The sequence below is a fragment of the Idiomarina sp. genome, assembly GCF_048265525.1.
In the GTDB taxonomy this organism is placed as follows: domain Bacteria; phylum Pseudomonadota; class Gammaproteobacteria; order Enterobacterales; family Alteromonadaceae; genus Idiomarina.
Window position 1 is genome coordinate 1,002,068 of sequence record NZ_JBLXBI010000001.1, and the last position, 24,703, is coordinate 1,026,770.

Sequence of the window (24,703 nt, forward strand, 5' to 3'; positions counted from 1 at the left end):
TGTCATTTCCTTTAAAATTCAAGTGAAACTTGCTGAGTTCCCAGCAAATTCTGTAATTCGTATATTAATTCATCAGACGGATTCACATACCATTGTGCGCCAACATTTAACGTGGCTTCAACGCGTTCCGACTGATACCGCATTTTTATCGGACAAGTCCCTTCAGCAAAGGGCTGTAATAGCTTTTCCAGTTTTCCGGCAAGACCTTTAGCAAGCTGCTCATCCGTTACTGTAATTGCTAAATGCCGGAGATAAGTTTCCCGAGCCTGCTCAATTGCCATCACTTCTCTGGCAGTCATTGTATTGCTATTACTGAAGTTATCAAATCTGACCTCACCTTTTATCCACAAAATTCGGTCTTTTTCGAGCAATTCCTGATAACTTTCGTATTCGTTACTAAATAAGCGTACATCCATGCGCGCTGTTTTGTCATCTAAAGTCACTATAGCAAAACGCTGACCTCTTTTATTGGTCAGTACTCTCACATCAATCACCAGCCCGGCAATAGCAATACTCTCATCTTTACGGGTAGGAGTAACATTGGACAATGTACTATTAATGTAATGTTTGAGCTCTGCACGAAAACGGTTAATGGGGTGACCAGTCAAATAAAGACCGAGGGTATCGCGCTCTCCTTCCAACCAGACCGCTTCCGACCATTTACGTACGCTGACAAACTCCTGTTCAACCGCTTCAGGTTCGGTGGTAAGCACCCCAAACATATCCGACTGACCAATTTTTTCCGCATTCAAATGCTGTTCGGCCTGACGAATGGCTTTTTCCAGCGTCGCCATTAATGAAGCACGGTGAGGTCCTAAGTTGTCCATTGCGCCAGCACGAATTAAGCGCTGCAGAATGCGCTTATTCATTCGCTTCAGATCAACCCGGCAACAGAAGTCGAATAAATCCCGGAACGGCCCGCCTTCTTCCCGGGCTTTAATAATAGACTCAATTGGCGCTTCACCCACACCTTTTATTGCGCCTATACCGTACACCACTCGTTGCTGTTCATCGACGGTAAACTTATATTCGCCTTTGTTTACGTCCGGCGGCAACAAGTCCAGTCCCATGCGTTCGCATTCGTCCGCCAGAGTGACAATTTTGTCGGTGTTATCCATATCGGCGGACATCACCGCAGCCATAAATTCTGCCGGAAAGTGGGTTTTCATCCATAAGGTCTGGTATGAAACTAAAGCGTAAGCAGCCGAGTGCGACTTGTTAAATCCATAACCGGCAAATTTCTCTACCAAGTCGAAGATTTTCGTTGCCAGTTCAGGGTCGATATTATTTTGCGCCGCACCCTTAGCAAAAATTTCTCGCTGCTTAGCCATTTCTTCGGGTTTTTTCTTACCCATTGCACGGCGTAACAAATCTGCGCCACCCAGAGTGTAGCCTGCAAGAACCTGGGCAATTTGCATTACCTGTTCCTGGTAGAGGATGACACCGTAAGTCGGCTCCAGTATGGGTTGCAAACTCTCATGCTGATACTCGGCATCGGGGTAAGAAATTTCTTCCCTGCCATGCTTCCGGTCAATAAAGTTATCAACCATGCCGGACTGCAGTGGCCCCGGCCGGAATAGCGCCACCAAGGCGATAATGTCTTCGAAAGAGTCTGGCAAAAGCTTTTTAATCAGCTCTTTCATGCCACGCGACTCTAACTGAAACACCGCCGTTGTTTCGGCTTTTTTCAACAGTTTAAAACACGCCGGATCAGTTAAATCAATCGACGTAATATCAATCGGATCTTTACCGCTCTGAGCATGCCGACGGTTCACCATATCGACCGCCCACTGAATAATGGTCAGCGTTCTCAGACCCAAAAAGTCGAACTTAACCAGACCTGCAGACTCAACATCGTCTTTATCAAACTGAGTGACCGGGTTGTTGCCTTCGTCATCACAATACAGCGGCGAAAAGTCGGTTATTTTGGTTGGAGAAATAACCACGCCACCAGCGTGTTTACCAGCATTACGAGTCACGCCTTCAAGAATACGAGCCATATCAATAATGGCTTTAACTTCTTCATCCTCGTCGTACGCTGCGCCAAGCTGAGGCTCAATTTCAAAGGCTTTGGCCAGAGTCATTCCCGGATCGCCCGGTATTAACTTGGAAATTCGGTCGACAAAGCCATAGGGATGAGCCAATACCCGTCCGACATCGCGTATCGCAGCCTTAGCGGCCATGGTACCGAAGGTAATAATTTGCGAAACCGCTTCACGACCATATAGGTCAGCAACGTGATCGATGACTTCATCTCGACGATCCATACAGAAGTCGACATCAAAATCTGGCATGGAAACCCGTTCAGGGTTAAGGAATCGCTCGAAAAGTAAGTCAAACTCAAGCGGATCCAAATCCGTTATTTTAAGCGCATAAGCCACCAGAGACCCGGCACCTGAACCCCGTCCCGGGCCTACGGGTATCCCATTGTCTTTACTCCATTGAATGAACTCCATAACGATAAGGAAATACCCAGGGAAGCCCATATCGTTAATAACGCCAAGCTCGCGCTTGAGTCGTTCATCGTACTCTGGACGCTTTTGCTGTCGCTCTTCCGCGTCAGGAAACAAAAACTCTAAACGTTCTTCCAGCCCTTCTTCCGAAACCTTAACTAAGAACTCTTCCGTGGTCAGATCACCAGTTGGAAACTTAGGCAGGAAGTATTCGCCCAAACGCACAGTGACATTACAGCGCTTGGCTATTTCAACAGTATTTTCTATTGCTTCAGGAATGTCAGAAAACAACTCTGTCATTTCTTCGCTGGAGCGCAAATATTGTTGTGGTGAATATTTTTTCGGCCGACGTTTGTCTTCCAGCTGGTACCCATCGTGAATAGCCACACGAATTTCGTGAGCATCAAAGTTTTCCTCTTTCAGAAAAACCACTTCATTAGTCGCGACAACAGGTAGGCCAGTTTCTCCGGCTAAAGCCACCGCTTTATGTAAGTAGGTTTCTTCCTGAGGTCGGCCGGTGCGCACCAGTTCCAGGTAATAGCGGTCAGGAAAATATTGCTGGTAGAAATCGAGGGCGGCATCTAACTGGCTGTCGTGGCCTTTAATTAGAGCCTGCCCTACATCGCCCTGACGGCTTCCGGACAATAAGATAATGCCCTCGTTATGCTCCTTCAGCCAGTCTTTGTCGATAACCGGCTTGCCTTTAATATTACCCCGCAAATAGGCTTTTGAAATAAGCTGAGTTATTTGCTGATAACCTTCGTTATCCATTGCCAGAGCGGTCAGGCGGAAGATTTCAGACTCAGGATAGTCAGCCTGCACCCAAAAATCGCACCCTATTAAGGGCTTTAAGCCCAACTGATGCGCCTTTCCATAGTAGCGAACCAGACCACAAAAGTTCATTTGGTCGGTAATGGCTAAAGCAGGCATACCTGCTTCAGCAACAGCCTCACAAATTGGACCAACTTTCGCCAGTCCATCTATCATGGAAAAGTCGCTATGAACTCTTAAGTGAACAAAATTTGGTGCAGTCATTTTACGGATACAGTCTGGCTTTTTTCATTATAATTTTAGGGTCGTTATTGTGCCTTAAGCAGCCTCTGAAGTATATCGTCAGTGTAACTTCAGTCGCGGTTTTACAACATGATTAAGTTTGTCCACCATTAGCAACAAAAACATCTTCCACCAGCCGTGTAAGGCTCTTTGGTGCATGCGGTATAAACTGGCATAAGCCCAACGCGCTAAAGTACCTTCGAGCGACATTGACAGACTTTTACTTTGCATCAAATTACCCACCGCCGAAAAACGGCTCAGTGAGACGAGCGAGCCTCTGTCTTTATATTTAAAGGCTTTTGCTGGTTTGTCGCGGTACTCACGCACAATATTCTGATATAAACATTCAGCCATCTGATGTGCTGACTGAGCTCTTGGTGGTACCCAACGTTCATCGTCTATACGGCAACCAGCACAATCACCTATGGCATAAATGCTTTCGTCAGAGACCGACTGGAGATACTCATTTACCTCAATTTGGTTGTTTTTGCGAACTTTCAGACCCCATTCGCTAACAAAATCGGGAGCCCGGACACCAGCTGCCCAAACCATTAAATTGGCACTGATATTCTCTCCTTCAGACAACACCAGGGTATTTTCTTTTACTTCAGTAACCGGGTTACCCAATATGACTTCAACACCCAGCGATTTCAATTTCTTCTCTACCGATGCAGACAAACGCTCAGGCAACGCTGGCAATAACCGTTTACCGGCTTCAACCAAACGAACTTCAAAATGTTTTTGATCAAGGAAAGAAAGACCATAAATAGATAACAATGAAACCGAATGAATGAGTTCAGCAGCCAGTTCAACTCCGGTCGCCCCACCGCCCACAATAGCCAGCGACAATTTCGTATTTTCGCCGTCTTCGATCGACTGGTTTACCCGTAAAAACTCATTTAATAAATGTTCATGGAACTCATCCGCCTGACGCAGTGAGTCCAGAAAATAGCAATGATCGCTAACGCCGGGGGTTCCAAAATCTGCGGTAACACTACCAATGGAAAGAATTAATCTATCGTATTCAATACTGCGCGGTGCCAACACTTCATGACCCTGCTCATCTTTTATTGCCGCCAATTGAATAGACTTTTCGTCTTTATTCACAGCCTCTAAAGTGCCAACCAGAAACTGAAAACCCTCGCGGGCACTTTGTCCGCGATAATCCAGTTCAGCAAGCCGCGAGTCCAGAGCACCTGAGGCAACTTCGTGCAACAACGGCTTCCACAAGTGAGTACTGTTTCTGTCAATTAGTATTATCTTTGCTTTCTTCTTGCGACCCAGTTTCCTTCCCAGCATAGTCGCCAATTCTAATCCGCCTGCACCGCCACCAACTATTACAATCCGTTCTTGCATTTGTGCCTCGCCTATTTGCAGATAATAAAAAAGCCACTGACGATGATAACGCCAGTGGCTTTAGATAACGACTGTTCAGTCGTAATTATTTCAGTATGACTTAGTCGATACTAGGATCCGTTAGTCCGCGGCGCTCAAGCAAGGCTTCAACAGTCGGTTCCTGACCACGCCAGTCGATGTACTGTTGCATAGGATCTTTACTGCTGCCTTTTGACAGAATTTCTTTACGGAAAGCCTGGCCATTTTCAAGGCTCAAACCACCGTTATTGCCCATATGCTTGAATGCATCGGCTGCTAGCACTTCACTCCACATGTAAGCGTAGTAACCAGCTGAGTAGCCGCCGGCAAATACGTGAGCAAAGTAAGTTGAACGATAACGTGGTGGTACAGCTTCAATCGCTACACCGTTTTTCTCCAACGCGTCCTGCTCAAAACCAGCAACATCATCAATCTCTGTTCCCGGCTCTATCGTGTGGTACTCCAGATCTAATAACGCAGCAGAGAGATACTCTAGCGTATCGAACCCCTGGTTAAAGTTACGCGCTGCTAATACTTTTTCCAGCAACTCATCCGGAATTTGTTCTCCGGTTTCGTAGTGTTTGGCGTATTTGGCAATCACTTTTTCGTTCAGAGTCCAGTCTTCCTGGAAAGTTGAAGGGAACTCAACATAGTCACGCGGTACAGAAGTACCCGCCTGCGACGGATATTTTACGTCAGAGAACATACCGTGCAGCGCATGGCCCATTTCATGGAACATAGTTGATACTTCATCAAAGCTGATTAAGGTTGGTTCACCTTCAGGCGCTTTGGTGATGTTCATGTTGTTCAAAATGACCGGCTTCTGATTCATCAGCTCAGACTGAGTACGGAACGAGCTCATCCAGGCTCCGCCGCGCTTACTGTCACGAGTGAAGTAGTCAGCATAGAACAAACCAAGGCTTGAACCATCAACATCTTTCACTTCATAAACAACTACGTCATCGTGGTAAACCGGAATGTCATTACGCTCTTCAAAAGTAATACCAAACAATTGATTCATTGCGTAGAAAACACCGTCTTCTAATACGCGGTTAAACTCAAAGTACTGCTTTACTTCATCAGCATCAATTGCGTATTTTTCTTCGCGTACTTTTTCAGCATAGTAGAACCAGTCCCATGGCTTGAGCTCAAAATCTTCACCTTCAGCTTCAATCATTGCCTGAACTTCTTCAGCTTCTTTTTCTACGTTGCTGACCACAGCGGGAACTAAGTCACGTAACATAGACTGCGCTGCTTCAGGCGTACCAGCCATGTTGTCTGCCAGTACATAGTCACCCCAGCTATCAAAGCCCAGCAGTTTTGCTTTGTCAGCGCGCAACTTAGTTAAACGCTGAACCATAGGACGTGTATCAGTTTCCGTATTACCTGAACCACGATTAGCTGAGGTTTCCCAGATTTTCTGGCGCAGTTCGCGGTTTTCTAAATCGGTCAAAATAGACTGACGAGTTGTGTTAGTCAGAGTAATAGCGTACTTACCTTCCATATCACGGCTCTCTGCCGCTTTAGCTAACGACGCAATTTTACTGTCACTAAGTCCAGCCAGTTGTTCTTTATCATCAACAACGATGACGTTTTCGTTAGTCAGCGCCATTAAGCTTTTCTGGAATTCAGTTGTTAAACTGGATAACTCTTCGTTGATATCACGAATTTGTTGTTTCTGCTCGTCGTTCAGCTCTGCGCCGGCACGAACAAAGCCTTTGTAAGTGTCTTCCAGTAAACGCTCAGACTCAGAATCAAGATCTAAAGAGTCGCGATTATCAAATAAGCTCTTAACTCGCGCAAACAGATCTGGGTTCAGCATGATGTTGTCACGGTGAGAGGCCATCTCAGGGGCTAGCTTGCCCTGTAACTCACGAATTTCATCGCTGCTGTTAGAAGAAGACAGGTTATAGAACACAGAGCTTACACGCCCCAGAATTTCGCCAGCTTTTTCCATTTCAACAATGGTATTTTCAAAAGTAGGTTCTGCTGAATTCGTTGCAATAGCTTCAATTTCAGCCATGTGCTCTTTCATTCCGCGCTCAAATGCAGGTTCAAAATGTTTGAACTCAATAGCATCAAAGTCCGGTGCCTGATATTGCAGAGAGCTGGCCTCGAAGAATGGGTTAGTTTCTGTTGCTTGTTGACTGCTGTCTTTAGACGTTTCAGTTGAAGCAGTTTTGTTCTCAGTTGTTGATGAGTCATTTGCATCGCTGCAAGCCCCCAACGATACTGCCGCGCCCACAGCTACAGCCAGTAAAGTTTTACGCATGGGTATCTCCCGTTGTCTATGTTTGTCATTATGATTTTGGTGACAATACTCTATCCCTGTGGAGCCTCAGGCTCAAGAGCTAAACGGCAAAAAGCATGATCTTCGGGGTAAAACTTAAGACAGGTGAAAAATAAAACAGACGAAAAAAATAAAAAAGATAAATTAATTTGAGTTTTACAGGGGGATATTACTAATTACTAAGAAAGGGAATAATGGCGGAGTGGACGGGACTCGAACCCGCGACCTCCGGCGTGACAGGCCGGCATTCTAACCAACTGAACTACCACTCCGCAAAAATTCTTTGGGGTGTACTAAATGGCGGAGTGGACGGGACTCGAACCCGCGACCTCCGGCGTGACAGGCCGGCATTCTAACCAACTGAACTACCACTCCGCATTAGTACTTTGCTTTGAAGTCTCCCTCAACGCGGCGTGCATATTACGAGTGAGGGGCAAATGAGTCAACACTTTTTTTAAAGATTTTAACCGACTGTCTGATTTATATTCAGATCTGCGCTTTTTTAACCACAAAGGTCAATTTTTACTACTTTTCTCTGGTTTTTCAGCTATCGCTTCATCGCTCTCAACCGCAACTTTTTTCCGACGAAACTTAAACCACCAAAGCCCGACTAAAGCTAACGCAATGAGAATAATGTTAACAACAACAATAATGATCAGATTAGTCATCGCCTGTTTTTGCTTAGCCTCACGCTCCTGCCTTGCCTGTTCACGTTGACGCTCAAGCTCTATTTGCTGCCGTTCAGCCAACTCTGCGGCTGTCGGTTCAGGTGGAGGCGGTTCCTTTGCAATAAAACTAAAGTCATCAATTCGGGCTTCAAATTCACGCCCCCCCACACTGGTGGCAAAAATATCTAAATCTATAAGGTGTTTACCAAAAGCCAGGTTTGCAATGTCGACACGGTGCGGAAAACTCTCTATCTGGCTAACCGTAAATTTCCGAACTTCTCCGTTCGGAAAGCTGGTTTCACCATTAATCACCAGGCTCTGCGGATCTATCCAGTCTTCATCAACACGAATAACAAACTGGTGATTATCGTCCACAGACTCTGACTGAATAACGTCAAATTCAACCGGTAACGGCTCAACCACAACAGGACCGGATTCAAACACTCGTTGGTACAAAGGCGTGGTCATTTCATATGTGGCCATCCACTCACCTGGTACCACATCCAAATTAAAGAAACCGGTAAATATACCGTCGCCCGCTCTCTCATCATGACCACGGCCGTCATCTTCAAATTGCGCTATACGTGACGGATTCGAACCAAAGTTATCAAAGTCCGAGTTATTAGTACTGATAAACAGGACATCCAATAGCACAGTCTGACGAAAACGTGATGTTTTAACGACTTCATCGCCATTATAGAGTTTCCCTTCCACTTTCAGCTCTTCGTACTGAAATAATGGACTGGGTAAAGGTTCGGCTTCAAAGCGAATATCAGAAATGACTAAAGCTTTATTTTCCTCATCAATACGCCCGGCAGCCTGCCAGGGCCCCGGTTGAGGCTCTTTTATCCGGATAATGTCAAAATTAGGGTCAGTGTACCAGGTTACTTTTTCTGCCGGATAGCGGGCGTCGTACCATTTACTTCCGTCAGGCTTGATGAGAACCAAAGGCTTACTGCCCGGTTCGCGAAAAAACAACAGAGTAATTTCTTCGACGTTCTCATCTATACGAAAGCTTTGCCCTTTAATTGGCAATTTATTAGTAAGATCGCCTTCAATAAGGCTCATAGCACGCTTTTCAACTTCCTCTTTCGAGTCAGAGTCAACTGTGCTAAAACTCTGTACCGCGTAGGCTGATGAGCTACCTATTAAAATCAATAATACTGCTAAGAGTCTTGCCACAGACAATGTCCACCTTCTTCTTTGACTCGCGCCAAACGCTCCTGATGTAATGCTTCTTCATCGGCCGTTGCCCGTAAAACCTTTAATGCAGGACGATTGGTGACTCGTTGATGTTCTACTTTTTGTGAGCCGCCTTGGTTATCTTTTCCGTGGCTGGCCAGGTTTAATGCCGTTTGCCCGCCGGTCATCATCAAATAAACATCAGCAAGAATCTCGGCATCCAGCAAGGCGCCGTGCAGTTCACGTGCTGAGTTATCAACGTCATAGGCGCGGCATAATGCATCCAGACTGTTTCTTTGCCCTGGCCGCATTTCACGGGCAAGCTGCAAGGTATCAAGTACCGAACAAAAATCATTGGTCAGACCAACAGCCGGGCGAATACGACTAAATTCAGCATCCATAAAACCCACGTCAAATGGCGCATTATGAATAACTAACTGAGATCCTTTAATAAATTCAATGAAATCGTGAACCACCTGAGCGAATACGGGTTTGTCGGTTAAAAAGTCATTGGTTATACCGTGAACTTCAATCGCTTCCTGCTCGACCACCCGCTCCGGATTAATGTAAACATGGAAATGATTACCGGTTAATTTGCGATTAATAAGCTCCACACAGCCTATTTCAATAATTCTATGCCCCTTTGCGGGGTCAATTCCGGTAGTTTCTGTATCTAATACGACCTGACGCATGCTGAAATCCTGATATACTCGCTGGAAACAAGGGATATAGTAGCAAGTAACATGTCGAACTCAAAAACTGTTCATTTATATACTGATGGTTCTTGCCTGGGGAACCCGGGCCCGGGTGGCTATGGCGCCGTACTGGAATACGGGAAACATCACAAAGAATTAAGCCAGGGTTATCGTCTGACCACCAATAACCGCATGGAGATGTTGGCTACTATCGCTGGCCTGCGCGAATTGAAACGCCCCTGTCATGTCATTCTGACTACCGACAGCCAATATGTGAAGCAAGGTGTCGAGCAGTGGATGCATCGCTGGAAGCAAAACGGCTGGCGCACATCGGCTCGTAAAGCTGTTAAAAATAAAGATTTATGGCAACAACTGGACGAAGAAGTTAAACGCCATAAAGTTGAATGGAAATGGATAAAAGGCCATTCAGGGCATAAACAGAATGAGCGTTGTGATGAACTGGCCCGCGACGCCGCAACGCGCGAGCCTATGCTTGAAGATAAAGGGTTTGGGGGCGAGTAAATTACTCGCCAGCAACTACCGGCAGTTTATTCTCCTGCCACGCACTCATGCCGCCATCTACGCTATAGACATTATCCAGCCCCATGCGTTGCAGGCTTTCTGCGGCCAGAGCTGAACGACCACCGGTTCGGCAAATAAGATACAAGGGCTTTTCGGCGATGCGCTCCAGCGCGTTGTCATATCCGGCCACGTCAGGATGCTGGTTTAACTGCATTTCCAATACACCGCGTGGCATATTCACTGCTTGACGAATGTGCCCCTGACCATATTCAGCCGGTTCTCTTACATCAATAACGCGCGCACCCTGCTCTATAGCTTTTTGCAGTTCTTCGGTGTTCACTTCTTTGACGTTCGATTTCGCTTTTCCACATAATTCTTGTGCTGTAATCATAATTTACCTCTTATTTGTTTATTAGACTTTGAAAACTGTTTCGTCGTCATTGCTGTTGCTGCCTGCCTTCCGTTAACCGCAAGCTGCTTTCTTTGAGCCGACGGTTTTAATCTGTTAATCAGAGTTTGCTTGCGTGCCACTATGAAATAAGCGGCGCGCAGCCCCGGTATCAGGTTACTCAGCTTCGTTGACCAGTCACTTCCCCGATGCTCGCTATGATGCAGAAAATTCGAAACGTAAAATTCAGACTCCAGGATTTCGAACCCCAACAATTCCAGCCAGTCTTTAACTCTTACTGGTGTAAAGTACCTCCCACACCATGGGAAACTCTTTTTATGGCGAATGAAAAAGCCACTGGCCACCGCCGGACTGTAGGGGTTGAACCCTGTAAGTATTAATACACCATCATCGTCCAGGACTCGCGTTGCCTCTCTAAGTAGCTGGTGCGGATGCCGACAAAATTCAAGGACAAAAGGAGCAATTAGGTTATCGACACTGTCTTCCTTTAAAGCCAACGCTGTTAATTTGCTGCGAACCGCTACGTCACTGCCTGTACCGACAGTCAACCACTGAGCCCCATTTTTAAGGCACTCATTAAGCCCCGGACCCAAAGAGCCTATAGCCACGGTTTTCCCCGGCTTTAGTCGTCGCTGATGAGCGCGAATTAAATCAGCCGTCTGCTCCATCATGTAGTGCCCGCAGGCCATTTGCTGCCAGTTCCCGGGTGCCGCTAAATCAATTTTCGAATATGCTGGTTTAATTAACACGGCTAATTCCTGTATTATGAACTTATCTTCAACTTACTCGCTGGGTTTCTCATCCTAGCGTTATAGGGGTTAACATGCGAGTGCACGCTATTGAAGCTTTTGACGACAATTACATATGGGCAATTGAAACCAATAATAATGACAAAGTTATTATTGTAGACCCCGGCGAAGCCAAACCCGTTCAACAATGGCTGGAACAAAATAATAAAAGTATTGAGACTATTTTAGTCACTCACCACCATTACGACCACACTGGTGGCATAGCTGAATTGCTGGAACAAACCCCGTGTCCGGTTATAGGCCCGGAAAACCCTGATATAAAAACGCTCACCCGAACAGTTGCAGAAGGAGATGAGCTGACCGTTGGAGGGATTCAGTGGCAGGTATTAACCACTCCGGGGCACACACTGGATCACATCAGCTTTTATACTCCCGGCTTTTTATTTTGCGGTGACACGCTTTTTTCCGGTGGTTGTGGCCGTATGTTTGAAGGCACACCGGAACAATTTACGCAGTCCTTGCTAAAGCTGCGTAAGCTGCCGGGCGAAACTCGGGTCTTTTGTGCCCACGAATATACTCAGGCAAATGTAAATTTCGCATTAAAAGTTGAGCCAGAGAACGCTGTGCTGCAAAGTTACGCTGAAAAGGTCAGAATGTTACGTGAACAACAGCAGATCACTCTGCCAAGCACGCTGCAACTGGAGTTAGCCATTAATCCCTTTCTCCGGTTTGACCAAAAAAGTGTTATTGCAGCAGCAAATAAGCATGCCGGAAGTGTAAAAAATAGCCCTGAGGATGTTTTTTATACAATTAGGCAGTGGAAAGATAATGCGTGATTCTTTAAACTCCTCAAGATTTTAATAATTATCGGAAGTAAATTGCGCATGATAAACAGCAAGCGAAAGAACGCATGGTTAAAGTATTGTATGGTGGCCAGTGGCCTGGCATTGAGTGGCTGCCAGAGCACAACGCTGTTTAGTCATAATGATCCGGTAAACACAAAGAACGAACCCGCTGAGCTCAAACTGACGGTTATTCCGGAAGAAGTGATCACTCAACACGCCGAAGAAGAAATCCAGATCAGTAAGCCTGTAGAACTGACTCCGCAGCAGCAGGATGATTTATGGGTACGCATTCGTCAGCAACTCAGCTTCAATGTGCCCGATGTCCCCAGAGTACAAAGCCAGCGCAATTGGTATGCCAGTCATCCGGAGTATTTAGACCGTGTTGCTAAGCGCGCCGAACCTTATCTTCATCTTATTGTTGAAGAGCTGGAAAAGCGTAATATGCCAGTTGACCTGGCCTTATTACCGATAGTGGAAAGTGCCTTTGACCCCTTTGCCTATTCGCACGGCAGTGCCTCCGGTGTCTGGCAGTTTATTCCGGGTACCGCGCGTCAATATGGTCTGGATATCAACTGGTGGTACGATGGTCGTCGCGATGTTTTTGCCGCAACACACGCTGCACTCGATTATTTGCAGGCGCTTCATCGTTACTTTGACGGTGACTGGATGCACGCACTAGCAGCCTATAATTCAGGTGAAGGCCGAGTTGCCGCTGCAATTCGCAAAAATGAGCGTCTGAACAAACCAACTGACTTCTGGAATTTGTCGCTACCTCGCGAAACTCGTGCATACGTGCCCAAGTTATTAGCTTTAGCAGAAATATTAGCTAACAGTGAAGAGTATGGTGTGGCATGGTACCCGATCGAAAATCAGCCAAAGCTTGAGGTTGTTGAGACACCAGCACAAATTGATCTGGCATTAGCCGCCGACATGGCTGACATGCCATTGGATTTACTGCACCAGTACAACTCTGGTTATAACCGCTGGGCAACGGCGCCGAACGGCCCTCACCGTTTACTTCTGCCTAATCAAAATGCGGATAAATTTAAACAGGCTTTGGATAAAACAGAGCCAAAAGACTGGCTGAGCTGGACCCGCCACGAGGTTAAATCGGGTGAGAGCCTGCTCGTTATTTCCAAAAAATACAATACCTCTGTTGACGTGATACAGCAGGTTAATGACATCAGCAGTGATATCATCCGCGCAGGCGATCATTTGTTAGTGCCAGTTGCCACACTCGATATCGACAATTACACATTATCGCAAGATCAGCGCCGTGAAGACCGTCAAGATCAGAAACGTTCAGGTAAACGTATTGAACACGTCGTTCAGTCTGGCGATACGCTCTGGGATCTCAGTCGCGCCTATCAGGTAAACCTTCGTGATTTGGCTCGCTGGAACTCAATGGCTCCGGGCGATTATTTAAGACCTGGACAAGAGTTAGTGGTTTGGACGGAAGCCAAGCCATCGTCAACGGTACAAAGCAGTATTAACAGTATTATGCGTAATATCAGCTACCGTGTGCGTAGCGGTGACTCATTAGCCAGGATTGCTGATAAATTTAATGTCACCATTCGCCAAATTGAGCAATGGAATAACATTCAACGCAATCGTTATCTACAACCCGGACAAATGCTTAAGTTAAAAGTCGATGTCACCGAGGTGAGTAGTTGAGGCAACCTATGAACAACGTAAAGTACTTTTTTGTCTTTGCAGCGCTGCTATTTAGCGCTCAAACTTTAGCCGACTGGAAAGCCGAAGGTAGTGGTAAAGTTATCTACCCGTCAGGCCGTACGGAACCTTTAACCTTTGGTTTTGAGTATAAAAAGGTTTATGACACCATTATTTTTACTGCCGGAAAGTCGCAAATGCGTACGTCCGAAATGCCGCCAAATTACATTCTTAATCTGTTTGTAAATAAGCAAGGGCAGGTTTACGTAGCAGAATTTGCTAACGGTTTTTTCAAAGGTTTCGAGCTCAATATTGGGGACCATAAAGTCAGCATTAATCATCGCCAAGAGTTTGACGAAGATGAGCCCTTAAAGCACTTGCGTGTACAAATCGATGATCGCAGTTTTCTGTTGGAAACCACTCACCCGACTATCCGGTTTGAGTTTGACGAAGAAAAAGGCATTGTCGATATCAATGGCTCAGGCCTGCTGAAAGACCTGAGCGCAAAAGGACGTTAGTCGCTGAGCAGCTCAGCTAACGCATTTTCATCTAATATATCGAGCCCAAGGGACTGGGCTTTGGTCAGTTTTGAGCCGGCATTTTCCCCGGCAACCAGCGCGGTTGTCTTTTTAGAAACACTGGAAGCTACTTTTGCCCCTAAAGCTTCTAAAGCAGACTTAGCCTCGTCACGAGTCATGGTCGACAAGGTACCGGTAATAACATAGGTATTGCCCGATAAGCGGTCACTTTGCACAGAGCTTGCCTCGTCACCCTCTGGCCAGGAAATAAACTCACGCAATTCCGCTACCACTTGTTGGTTATGGGTCTCATGGAAAAAAGCCACAATATGCTTAGCGACAACAGCACCAACATCCGGAACTTCCTGTAGCTGTTCACTTTCAGCGGCAATTAAAGCATCCAGGTTTTTGAAATGATTCGCCAGCGCGTTTGCCGTCGCTTCCCCTACTTCCCGAATACCTAATGCATAAATAAAGCGGGCTAAGGTTGCTTCCTGCGTCGCTTTAATAGCATTTCGTAGATTTTCAGCAGACTTAGCGCCCATTCGCGGCAAAGTTGCTAATTCAGCTTTGGACAGACGATAAAGATCGGCCGGTGATTTTATCCAGTCCCGCTCCACCAGTTGCTCGACAATTTTATCGCCTAGCCCGTCAATATCCATGGCTTTGCGGGAAGCAAAGTGTTTAATCGCTTCCTTTCGCTGAGCCGCGCAGTATAAACCACCGGTACAGCGGGCAACGGCTTCGCCTTCAACGCGTTCAATTTCGGATTCACAAATTGGGCAATGTTGAGGAAATTCAATTGCCTCAGTGTTATCAGGACGTTTCTCTTTTATGACGCTGACCACTTGCGGAATAACATCGCCTGCGCGGCGAATACTGACACAGTCGCCAACACGCACGCCCAGTCGTTCAATTTCATCCGCATTATGTAAAGTCGCATTAGATACTGTAACGCCGCCCACATTAACGGGCTCTAAGCGCGCTACGGGCGTTATCGCGCCAGTACGGCCAACCTGAAAGTCAACTCCGGTAATGGTCGTCAGTTGTTCCTGCGCGGGAAACTTACGTGCAATAGCCCAGCGCGGCGCACGTGCGACAAAGCCTAAGTCTTGTTGCAAGCGAATAGAATCCACTTTAAAAACTACGCCATCAATATCGTAATTTAAGGTATCCCGGCGGGCCAAAATAGCTTCGTAGTAGTCGTCACAGCCCTGCACAGAGTCTACAGTTTTTATTTCAATATTCACTGGCAGTCCCCAGTCTTTCAGCTGCAGCAAGCGCTGGTGATGACTGTCGGGAAGTTGTGTGGTTTCTGATATTAACCCGAGACTGTATGCATAAAAGTGCAAAGGACGTTTTGCGGTAATTCTGGAGTCTAACTGACGTAAACTGCCTGCTGCTGCGTTACGGGGATTAGCAAAGACCTTTTCTTCGCGCCGCCGGGCTTGCTCATTAAAGCGCTCAAAAGCCCCCAGAGGCATAACCACTTCACCCCGTACTTCCAGTCGTTCTGGGACGTTACCAGAGAGCTTTAAGGGGACATTGCGTATGGTCTTAACGTTCTCGGTAATATCTTCACCGCTTTGTCCATCGCCACGGGTTGCGCCACGCACTAACAGGCCATTTTCATAGAGTAAACTGACCGCAACACCATCAAGCTTAGGCTCACAGCAGAAAGTCACGGTTTGGTTGGTATCCAGCCGCTGTGCTACGCGCTTGCTAAAAGCTTCAAACTCATCGACAGAAAAAGCGTTATCCAGTGACAACATCGGAACTTCATGTTGAACACTTCTAAACTGACCTAAGGGTTTACCCCCCACTTTCATAGTTGGAGACTGGGCACTTTTTAAATCCGGGTGTTCAGTTTCCAGAGTTTTCAGTTCCCGAAAAAGACGATCATATTCAGCGTCCGGCACTGACGGTTCGTCATTCTCATAATATTCCTGGTTGTAACGATTAAGTAATTGCTCCAGCTCTTGCATGCGCTGGTGAACAGACTGATTCATAGTGACCTGTAATTAAGCTGAGTGTTTACGTTCAAATTCACGAATACGCTGTCGTGCTTCGTGAATAGACTGGCGGGTCAATAATTGACGCTGGCCATCCAGAACCTGCCCCTGAGGAATTTCGGTAGCGAGTTTTTTAGCCGCATTCAACATCATATTAAAGGCCTGCTGACCGTCAAATTTCATGGGTAAGGCCATAAAGAAAGCCACGCCGTCGGTTTCAAAGTTTTCCATGTTATCCAGGTCAAACGTCCCGGGGTTGAACATGTTGGCGACACTAAAAATCATTGGTCCGGTGCCTGCGGTGTTTTCATAGCGGTGGAAAATACCCAGTTCCCCAAATTTACAGCCCAGCTCGGTCATCATTTGCAATAATACTGCGCCCTGTACCGGCCCTTTAACATGTAACGCAATAACTTCTTCCGGAGCTGATTCAAAATCATCGGTCGTATCTGCACTGACTTCAGGTTCAGGTTCTTGCTCAAGCTCCTGCTCCGACTCTTGCAAAGAGCTCTGTTCGGCGGCACTTTTATAAGAGTCATCCGGCTCTGAAGGAACATCCCCATCAAACTTAAGCTCTGTTTGCTCTACTTCAACCGTTTCATCGTTACTAACTCGCATAGACGGTAATGAGTCAGACATATCATCGTCATTGCTAAGGTCCATAGACATTTGCTCAACAGCGTCGGCATCATTGTCCTGTGTTCTCACATTACTGTGCGACGATGTTTTTGCTTTTGGCTCAACGGCTTGGTCATGGTTGTAGCCGTCATCTGAACTCTCTTTCTTTAAAGTCCGAACTTCGCCAATGCCGTCGTCATCAAAACCGGACGATTGCTGCTGACGATTCTCTGCAACCCGTTGTTCACGCTGCCGTTGTTGCTGGTTACCTTTACGTATCTTCCATACGCCATGCGCAACAATACCTGCGATTGCCAGGATCCCAAGAATACTGAGGGTTATTTGTAAACTGCCCATTTTTGCTCCATCAAGCTTATTTTGTTATCCGGCGTCTGTCATCGCCACAGCCTGTTCAACATCAACCGCTACCAATCTCGAAACGCCCGCTTCCTGCATTGTTACCCCTGCCAGATGGGTAGCCATTTCCATTGCCACTTTATTGTGACTGATATAAATAAATTGCACCGATTCCGACATTTCACTCACCAGACGGCAGAAACGTCCTACGTTGGCATCATCTAATGGCGCATCAACCTCATCTAACAGGCAAAAAGGTGCCGGATTCAAGCGAAATATCGCGAATACCAATGATAATGCGGTCAGTGCCTTTTCTCCACCGCTAAGCAAATGAATTGTACTGTTTTTCTTGCCCGGTGGTCTTGCCATGATGGTAACCCCGGTTTCCAATAAGTCATCATCGGTAAGTTCGAGCGTGGCACTGCCACCACCAAAAACTTTCGGAAACAGAATTTGTAAATCATGGTTTATCGCATCAAAAGTGGTTTTAAACCGATGTCGCGTTTCCTTATCAATCTTACGAATCGCCGCTTCTAAAGTGTCTAGCGCCGATGATAGATCATCCACTTGCTGGTCGAGGTACTGTTTACGTTCTCTTTGCGCTTTGGCTTCATCAATTGCCGCCAGGTTAATCGCCCCTAAGCGTTTTATTTTATTTTGTATTGACTCCAGCTCTTGCTGCCACTGCTTTTCATCCGCGTCAGAAGAGAGTTCTTCCAGTATATTTTTCAATGTAAGGCCTGTTTCAGCCAAAGTTTCCAGGACAGCCTGACTACGTTCCTGCAATTTAACCTGCTCAATTTCAGTACTCTGCATTGCCTCTTTGGCCTGGCTTATTTTAACCTGAATTGCAGATTGTCCTTGAGTTATCTGCTGCAAGTCGTACTCTAACCGCGACAATTGCTGGCGTTGCTCCTGCAATTGTTCCGCAACTTCACCACGCTTATCCAGCAGCTCGGTTAACTGTTCATCGAGTGCACTTTCATTTTCATCCGTGTCGGCAGTCTGCTGCTCACTTCGTTCCTGCAAAAGTTGCTGGTAGCGTTGTTCACTGCGTTGCAGTAATTTCTGCAACTGTGCGGCCTGAGCCTGTAAATTCTGCTGTTGCATTGTCATCTGTTGCTGTTGGCTGCGCAGTTGCTGTAGTTGTTCATCTTCGACACGAACTTGAGACTCCAGTTGTTCACCGTAGTCTTCATCCACCAGCTCCGTTTGCTCCAGTAACAGTTCAAACTCTTCCAACTGCATTTCAATTTGCTGTTGCTGCTCAGCCGCATTTTCCGCATGCAGTCGTTGCTCTTGCTGCTTATCTTGCAGGCTCGTTAACTGCTGTTGTATTTGCTCGGCCTGCTGTAAGTTCCACTGCAGCCGCTCTTCAACTTTACCCTGCTCGTTACGAATCTTCTGGACTTGCTGCTGAACCTGCTCTAGCTGCTCTTGCGCCTGTTCAACCTGTGTCTGAGTTTGCTCCAGCTGCGCTTCACTTTCAGACAACCTGGAAGCCAGCACTTGCAGTTGTTCTAGTAAGTTTTGGCGCTGTGTCTGCAGATGAAGAACACTGTTATCCTCGTCAACTCGAGCCGCGATAAAACCGTCCTGCCAATACCAGTTGCCGGCTTTCGATACAGCAAAACTGGCGTTGCTTTGTTTTAATTCCAGCTCCGCGTTAATATCCTGCTCAATCGCCAGACACTGCTGCAACGGAGCCCAATAACGTAGCGGACCATTGACTTTACTGGCCAGAGACCAGCTTTCAGGCTCTTGCCCACTCACAGGCCACACCAACTTTACCCCAGAAACCGCTTCCAGCTCTTCCGGAGCTTGTTCCAGAACCACGGCATCCAACCAGTCGTAAGCCAACTGTTCAACTGCCATTTCCCAGCCACTTTCAGCCTGCAGTAATTCCCTTACCTTCAAGCTGTCTGGATAGTTTTCCTGTAACCATTGTTCACTGCGGCTGTCGTTATTTTGCTTCCCTTCCAACAGTTGCTCAATGGCGGTTAACTGAGCCTGAGCTTTATCTTGTTGCTGCTGATTCTGTCGGTGCTGTTGCTGCTGATCTTTAAATGCTTGCTGCAAAGCCTGCAGTTGCTGCTTACTGTGCTGATACTGAATTTCTTCCTGCTCCAGCTGACGTTTTAACTCCACCAGAGCCTGTTCGTTCTCGTCAACAGATAATGCGTGTTCCTGTTGCTGCAACTCTTGTTGCTGGCTGTGAAATTGCTCCACTTGTTGCAACGCATACTGTTGGCTCTGTTTCAGCTCCTGCAGTTTAAGTTGCGCCTGCTGTTGCTGTTTTTCGACATCGCGTTGCTGCTGTTGCTGCTGTCGTTGTTGTTGCTGCCACTGACGCCATTTCTCATTAGCTTGCTGAGACTGTTCAGCCACGCTTTCCAGCTGTTCCTCAACCTGCTCCAGCTGAGGCTCCAGCATCAGCTGCTGTTCTTCCAGTTGTTCTCTTTGCAAGCGATCATCCGCCAACTGCTCATTAAGCTGTTCTATTTCTTCATTTAACTGCTGTTGCCGCTGGCTGCGCTGCTCTTTTAGTTCTTGCTGATGTTTCAGAGTTTGCTCAATACGGGTAATTTCATTGCCCACTGAAAACATTTGTTCCTGCGACAGCTCTACTCTGTCGCGCGCTTCTTCAGCCTGCTCTTTCAGTTCAATAGCGCCCCGTTCATCACCACTTTGCTGTGCCTGCCAACGCTCAAGCTCGGTTTGCTGTTCGGCGTATTGCGCCTGCAACTGCTGTCGTTGATTATCCAGTTTCAGCCAACGCAGAGCTTGCAGTTCACCTTTAAATTTACGCTCACTAGCTTTTAATTCCTTGTAACGGATGGCAGCCGCGGCCTGACGCTCCAGCTTCTCCAACTGTTGACCCAGCTCTTCGCGAACGTCACTCAAGCGCTCAAGGTTCTCGCGCGTATGCAGCATCCGGTTTTCAGTTTCTTTGCGGCGTTCTTTGTATTTTGAAATGCCTGCGGCTTCTTCAATAAAAACACGCAATTCCTGCGGACGTGATTCAATCAGCCGAGAAATCATGCCCTGCTCAATGATGGCGTAACTGCGCGGACCCAGCCCGGTTCCCAGAAATAAATCGGTAATATCACGGCGACGACAACGACTGCCGTTCAAAAAGTAAGTAGACTGGCCGTCACGGGTCACCAGGCGCTTAACAGAAATTTCATTGAATGCCGCGTACTCGCCCTGAATGCGCCCCGAACTGTTATCAAAGACCAGTTCAACACTGGCCTGAGAAACCGGTTTACGGGCGCTGGAGCCATTAAAAATCACGTCGCTCATGGCATCGCCACGCAGGTTTTTTGCTGAACTTTCGCCCAGCACCCAGCGCACGGCATCAATCACATTGGATTTGCCACAGCCGTTCGGACCGACGACACAGGTCATTTGGTCAGGAAAGGGAACTTTGGTTGGATCCACAAAGGATTTGAAGCCAACTAATTTGATGTGTTTTAGGCGCATTCAGTTGTTTTTATTATCAATTTAATACGACGGTTTATTATCACAAGACTCTAGCAGATCCGGTAGCCATTTGTAACAATTTAGCCCGCACATTGCCATTGTATTGCCTTATTATACTAAGCAAATTAAAACCTCTGGAGTTTTCATGCAAAAAGCAGCCTACAGCAACTCGGGATTAGCTTACATAGGACGCGGTTTACAACTTATTCGAACCAAAGGTCTGCGCCGCTATGTTTTGGTGCCTATTCTGACCAACCTTATCCTGTTCTCGCTTGCTTTCAGTTGGCTGTATGGCGAAGTCGACTATTGGCTGAACCGCTTTATGAGCTGGCTGCCCGACTTCTTTCAATGGCTGGAGTTTATTTTATGGCCATTGGCGGTTATTACCATTATTGCGCTCTTCTCGTTTATTTTTAGTACCATCATGCATTTAATTGCAGCCCCTTTTAACGGGCTTCTGGCGGAAAAAGTGGAACGCTATGAAAGCGGCGAGAGCTTAGGCGACGAAGGTTTCTTAGGCCTGTTTAAAGATATTCCACGTACGCTAAAACGCGAAATGCAAAAACTCATGTACTACATTCCACGGGCGCTCGGTTTCTTTTTGCTGTCGCTGGTTATTCCGGTTATTGGGCAGGTGCTTTGGTATATCTTTGTCTGCTGGATGATGTCGATACAATACTTAGATTACCCATTCGACAATCATAAACTGTCGTTTCCGCGTATGCGTTCTGAATTGCACCGACAACGCAGTAAAACGTTAGGGTTTGGATTCGGGGTAACTGTGCTGACTATGATACCGCTGATTAACCTGATTATTATGCCGCTGGCGGTTTGTGGAGCAACCTCACTGTGGGTTGATCATTATCGTCGCAGCGCATTAAGTTGATAAAAGCAAACGACTGAGCCTGGGCTCAGTCGTTTTTCTTATCTACACCGTCAGATTCAATGCCTTCCTGACCTGTTTCGTCGGAGTCGAGGTAATCCGGATTTAACCGCTTATTGGTTTGCACACCCATCTGACGGAATTTATCGACCCGTCCAATGAGGTTTCCGCGCCCCGTACTCAGCTTCTTCATGGCTTCCTGATAACGGTTATCCAGAGTTTGTAAGCCGTTACCAATTTTTTCTAAGTCTTCCACAAAGCCCACAAACTTGTCGTACAAACGTGCCGCATCGGTCGCTATTTTCTCGGCGTTCTGATTCTGATACTCATACTGCCAGATGTTATGCACCGTGCGCAGCGCAACCAGTAGGTTAGTCGGGCTTACCAGCATAATTTGGTTGTCCAGCGCCAGCCGGATAAGCTCCGGGTCACGATCAACAGCCAGCAAAAATGCCGGCTCAATCGGAATAAACATCAATACATAATCCAGCGTACGCAACCCTTCCAGTTGATGGTAGCTCTTTTTACCCAACTGTTTTATGTGTTGCTTCAGCGACTGAACGTGCTCATTTAACGCCCGTTCACGTTCTGTATCGTCATCAGAGTTGAAGTACCGCTCGTAGGCCGACAAGCTGACTTTCGAGTCGATAATCACGTCTTTTTTATTCGGCAAATGCACAATCACATCCGGCTTGAACGACTTACCGTCTTCATCGCGGTGATGCTCCTGTGTCTGATACTCGTGCCCTTCACGTAACCCGGACTGCTCCAGAATACGCTCCAGTACCACTTCGCCCCAGTTGCCCTGTTGCTTGGTGTCGCCTTTTAATGCCCGGGTTAATGCCTCAGCTTCAGACGCCATTTGGCGGTTCAGGTCCTTAAGCGACATCACTTCATTTTTTAAGGCAGAACGCTCTTTGGTTTCATCCGTGTATTGCTGGGTGATTTGCTTTTTAAACGCATCAATTTGCTGTTTGAAAGGCTCTAATGTTGCCTGCAAAGACTGCTGATGATGTTGCTGCAGCCCTTTGGACTTCTCATCAAAAATACGGTTGGCTAAATTTTCAAACTGCTGGGTCAGCCGTTCTTCGCTAACCTTCAGTAGGTTCAGCTTTTCTTCTGCGGTTTTCTGCTCATGCTCAGATCTAGCCAGAGTTTCACGCAGACGGCTGTCTTTTTCATAGACTTCGAGCTGAAGTTCATCGACGCGCTCACGAAGAATGTCCGCGTCTTGCTCCAGTGCCGCATTTTGTTGTTCTGCCTGTAAACGCAAACGGCGCTGCTGTTGCCAAAGCAACAACAACGCCGCAATTACAGTCACAACCGGCACTCCAATTATTGCCATCCATTGCCACAGTGCCAGCGACATAATTAAGCTCCTAATTTTTCATTGAGGTCAGCAATTTTCGCTTTCCAAATTGCAGGGCCTTGAGTATGCGCGTTTTGACCGTCGCTATCCACAGCCACAGTGACCGGCATGTCTTCCACTTCAAATTCGTATATGGCTTCCATACCCAAGTCTTCAAAAGCCACCACACGGGACTTTTTGATGGCTTTAGCTACCAGATAGGCAGCGCCGCCAACAGCCATCAGGTAAACGGCTTTGTGCTTACGAATACTCTCCACAGCTTCGGGGCCACGCTCTGCTTTACCGACCATGCCAATAATACCGGCTTCCTCCAACATTTGGTCAGTGAATTTATCCATACGCGTAGAGGTTGTAGGACCTGCCGGACCAACAACCTCATCACCCACAGGATCAACCGGCCCTACGTAGTAAATAAAGCGGTTGTTGAAATCAACTGGCAGCTCTTCACCGTTATCCAGCATACCTTTAATGCGTTTGTGTGCCGCATCACGACCAGTCAGCAACTTACCGGACAAGAGCACGGTTTCACCCATTTTCCAGTCCTGAATGTCTTCTTTGGTCACTTCATCCAGGTTCACACGGCGGGCATCATCACCCAGCTCAAAAGTCACATCCGGCCAGTCTTCCAATTTCGGCGGAGTTAAATCTGCCGCACCGCTGCCGTCTAAAGTAAAGTGCACGTGACGAGTGGCTGCACAATTCGGAATTAAAGTGACAGGCTTAGAGGCCGCGTGGGTTGGTAGTGACTTAATTTTCACATCCAGCACTGTTGTCAGGCCGCCTAAGCCTTGTGCACCAATGCCCAATGCGTTAACGCGGTTGAAAATTTCTAAACGCAGCTCTTCTTCGGCATTCTGCGGGCCGCGCTCAATAAGCTCATGGATATCGACAGACTCCATTAAAGATTCTTTTGCTAATACCGCAGACTTTTCCGCTGTACCACCAATACCGATTCCAAGCATACCCGGTGGACACCAGCCCGCGCCCATTTTTGGCAAGGTTTCCACAATCCAGTCCGCAATCGAATCGCTGGGGTTTAACATCGCCATTTTCGATTTATTCTCAGAACCACCACCTTTTGCAGCAATCATCACTTCAATTTCATTGCCCGCCACCATATCAATATGCACCACAGCTGGCGTGTTATCGCCGGTGTTTTTGCGAGCTCCCGCTGGGTCAGCCACAATAGATGCTCGTAAGGGGTTGTCCGGGTTGTTATAAGCACGGCGAGTACCTTCATCCACCATTTGCTGAACGGTCAGGTCGGTTTTATCCCATTGCACGCCCATGCCCACTTTCACAAAGCAGGTCACAATACCGGTGTCCTGGCAAATTGGACGGTGCCCTTGTGCCGACATACGCGAGTTAGTCAGCACCTGAGCAATAGCGTTTTTCGCCGCTTCGCTCTCTTCACGCTGGTATGCCTCGTCCAGTGCTTTAATAAAATCCAGTGGGTGATAATAAGAAATGTACTGCAACGCATCGGCAATACTGTCAATAAAATCGGCCTGACGAATGGTGGTCATGGAACTGCCTCTTGGTTAACTTTTGC

Annotated in this window: 17 protein-coding genes and 2 tRNA genes; 5 read left to right on the forward strand and 14 right to left on the reverse strand. The window is 47.0% G+C overall.

What is annotated here, in order from left to right:
- Positions 1-11: 11 nt before the first annotated feature.
- The 7 genes from dnaE to dnaQ all read right to left on the reverse strand — a co-directional run bounded on the left by dnaE (position 12) and on the right by dnaQ (position 9,712).
- Entirely contained in the window at positions 12-3,488 is a 3,477-nt protein-coding gene (gene dnaE, locus ACN0TF_RS04835) for a DNA polymerase III subunit alpha (RefSeq protein ID WP_417440990.1), read from the reverse strand.
- Positions 3,489-3,566: 78 nt separating this feature from the next.
- Complete coding sequence (locus ACN0TF_RS04840; RefSeq protein WP_417440991.1) at positions 3,567-4,862, reverse strand: NAD(P)/FAD-dependent oxidoreductase; 1,296 nt, start codon at positions 4,860-4,862, stop codon at positions 3,567-3,569.
- A gap of 100 nt (positions 4,863-4,962) precedes the next feature.
- Positions 4,963-7,152 (reverse strand): M3 family metallopeptidase, encoded by a 2,190-nt coding sequence (locus ACN0TF_RS04845; protein ID WP_417440992.1) that lies wholly within the window; start codon positions 7,150-7,152, stop codon positions 4,963-4,965.
- Between the two features lie 213 nt (positions 7,153-7,365).
- A tRNA-Asp gene (locus ACN0TF_RS04850) sits at positions 7,366-7,442 on the reverse strand.
- A gap of 26 nt (positions 7,443-7,468) precedes the next feature.
- A tRNA-Asp gene (locus tag ACN0TF_RS04855) sits at positions 7,469-7,545 on the reverse strand.
- A gap of 140 nt (positions 7,546-7,685) precedes the next feature.
- Positions 7,686-9,020 carry a TIGR03503 family protein gene (locus tag ACN0TF_RS04860; protein WP_417440993.1) on the reverse strand — a complete coding sequence of 445 codons (1,335 nt, stop codon included), beginning with the start codon at positions 9,018-9,020 and terminating at the stop codon, positions 7,686-7,688.
- Complete coding sequence (gene dnaQ, locus ACN0TF_RS04865; RefSeq protein ID WP_417440994.1) at positions 9,005-9,712, reverse strand: DNA polymerase III subunit epsilon; 708 nt, start codon at positions 9,710-9,712, stop codon at positions 9,005-9,007. Before dnaQ ends, ACN0TF_RS04860 begins: the two co-directional genes overlap by 16 nt.
- A gap of 51 nt (positions 9,713-9,763) precedes the next feature.
- Between dnaQ and rnhA the strand changes: the two genes are divergently transcribed.
- Positions 9,764-10,237, forward strand: coding sequence for a ribonuclease HI (gene rnhA / locus ACN0TF_RS04870; RefSeq protein ID WP_417440995.1), 474 nt, complete (start codon positions 9,764-9,766; stop codon positions 10,235-10,237).
- Between the two features lies 1 nt (position 10,238).
- Here rnhA and ACN0TF_RS04875 read toward each other — a convergent pair whose 3' ends face one another.
- Entirely contained in the window at positions 10,239-10,628 is a 390-nt protein-coding gene (locus tag ACN0TF_RS04875) for a rhodanese-like domain-containing protein (protein ID WP_011234931.1), read from the reverse strand.
- The gene (locus tag ACN0TF_RS04880) at positions 10,625-11,395 is read right to left on the reverse strand and encodes a class I SAM-dependent methyltransferase (RefSeq protein WP_417440996.1); all 771 of its coding nucleotides are present in this window, start codon (positions 11,393-11,395) and stop codon (positions 10,625-10,627) included. Before ACN0TF_RS04880 ends, ACN0TF_RS04875 begins: the two co-directional genes overlap by 4 nt.
- Positions 11,396-11,469: 74 nt before the next feature.
- On the opposite strand from ACN0TF_RS04880, the gene gloB reads away from it, so the two are divergent.
- The 3 genes from gloB to ACN0TF_RS04895 are packed head-to-tail and all read left to right on the forward strand — an operon-like array spanning position 11,470 to position 14,429.
- Positions 11,470-12,231, forward strand: coding sequence for a hydroxyacylglutathione hydrolase (gene gloB / locus ACN0TF_RS04885; protein WP_417440997.1), 762 nt, complete (start codon positions 11,470-11,472; stop codon positions 12,229-12,231).
- A 48-nt stretch (positions 12,232-12,279) separates the two neighbouring features.
- On the forward strand, positions 12,280-13,914 hold the full coding sequence (locus tag ACN0TF_RS04890) for a LysM peptidoglycan-binding domain-containing protein (protein ID WP_417440998.1): 1,635 nt from the start codon (positions 12,280-12,282) through the stop codon (positions 13,912-13,914).
- An 8-nt stretch (positions 13,915-13,922) separates the two neighbouring features.
- Positions 13,923-14,429 carry a hypothetical protein gene (locus ACN0TF_RS04895; RefSeq protein ID WP_417440999.1) on the forward strand — a complete coding sequence of 169 codons (507 nt, stop codon included), beginning with the start codon at positions 13,923-13,925 and terminating at the stop codon, positions 14,427-14,429.
- Here ACN0TF_RS04895 and ligA read toward each other — a convergent pair.
- The 3 genes from ligA to smc are packed head-to-tail and all read right to left on the reverse strand — an operon-like array spanning position 14,426 to position 20,899.
- Positions 14,426-16,438: an NAD-dependent DNA ligase LigA gene (gene ligA / locus ACN0TF_RS04900; RefSeq protein WP_417441000.1), complete on the reverse strand. Its 2,013-nt coding sequence runs from the start codon at positions 16,436-16,438 to the stop codon at positions 14,426-14,428. The genes ACN0TF_RS04895 and ligA overlap by 4 nt on opposite strands.
- A 12-nt stretch (positions 16,439-16,450) precedes the next feature.
- Positions 16,451-17,416 (reverse strand): cell division protein ZipA, encoded by a 966-nt coding sequence (gene zipA, locus ACN0TF_RS04905; protein ID WP_417441001.1) that lies wholly within the window; start codon positions 17,414-17,416, stop codon positions 16,451-16,453.
- A 24-nt stretch (positions 17,417-17,440) separates the two neighbouring features.
- Entirely contained in the window at positions 17,441-20,899 is a 3,459-nt protein-coding gene (gene smc, locus ACN0TF_RS04910; protein ID WP_417441002.1) for a chromosome segregation protein SMC, read from the reverse strand.
- 145 nt (positions 20,900-21,044) lie between these two features.
- Between smc and cysZ the strand changes: the two genes are divergently transcribed.
- Positions 21,045-21,785, forward strand: coding sequence for a sulfate transporter CysZ (gene cysZ, locus ACN0TF_RS04915; RefSeq protein WP_417441003.1), 741 nt, complete (start codon positions 21,045-21,047; stop codon positions 21,783-21,785).
- Positions 21,786-21,810: 25 nt separating this feature from the next.
- On the opposite strand, the gene rmuC is transcribed toward cysZ, so the two are convergent.
- Together rmuC and ACN0TF_RS04925 are read right to left on the reverse strand one after the other, a co-directional pair.
- Entirely contained in the window at positions 21,811-23,154 is a 1,344-nt protein-coding gene (rmuC, locus tag ACN0TF_RS04920) for a DNA recombination protein RmuC (RefSeq protein ID WP_417441111.1), read from the reverse strand.
- Positions 23,154-24,677, reverse strand: a complete 1,524-nt coding sequence (locus ACN0TF_RS04925; protein WP_417441004.1) for a fumarate hydratase — start codon at positions 24,675-24,677, stop codon at positions 23,154-23,156. Before ACN0TF_RS04925 ends, rmuC begins: the two co-directional genes overlap by 1 nt.
- Positions 24,678-24,703 lie beyond the last annotated feature (26 nt).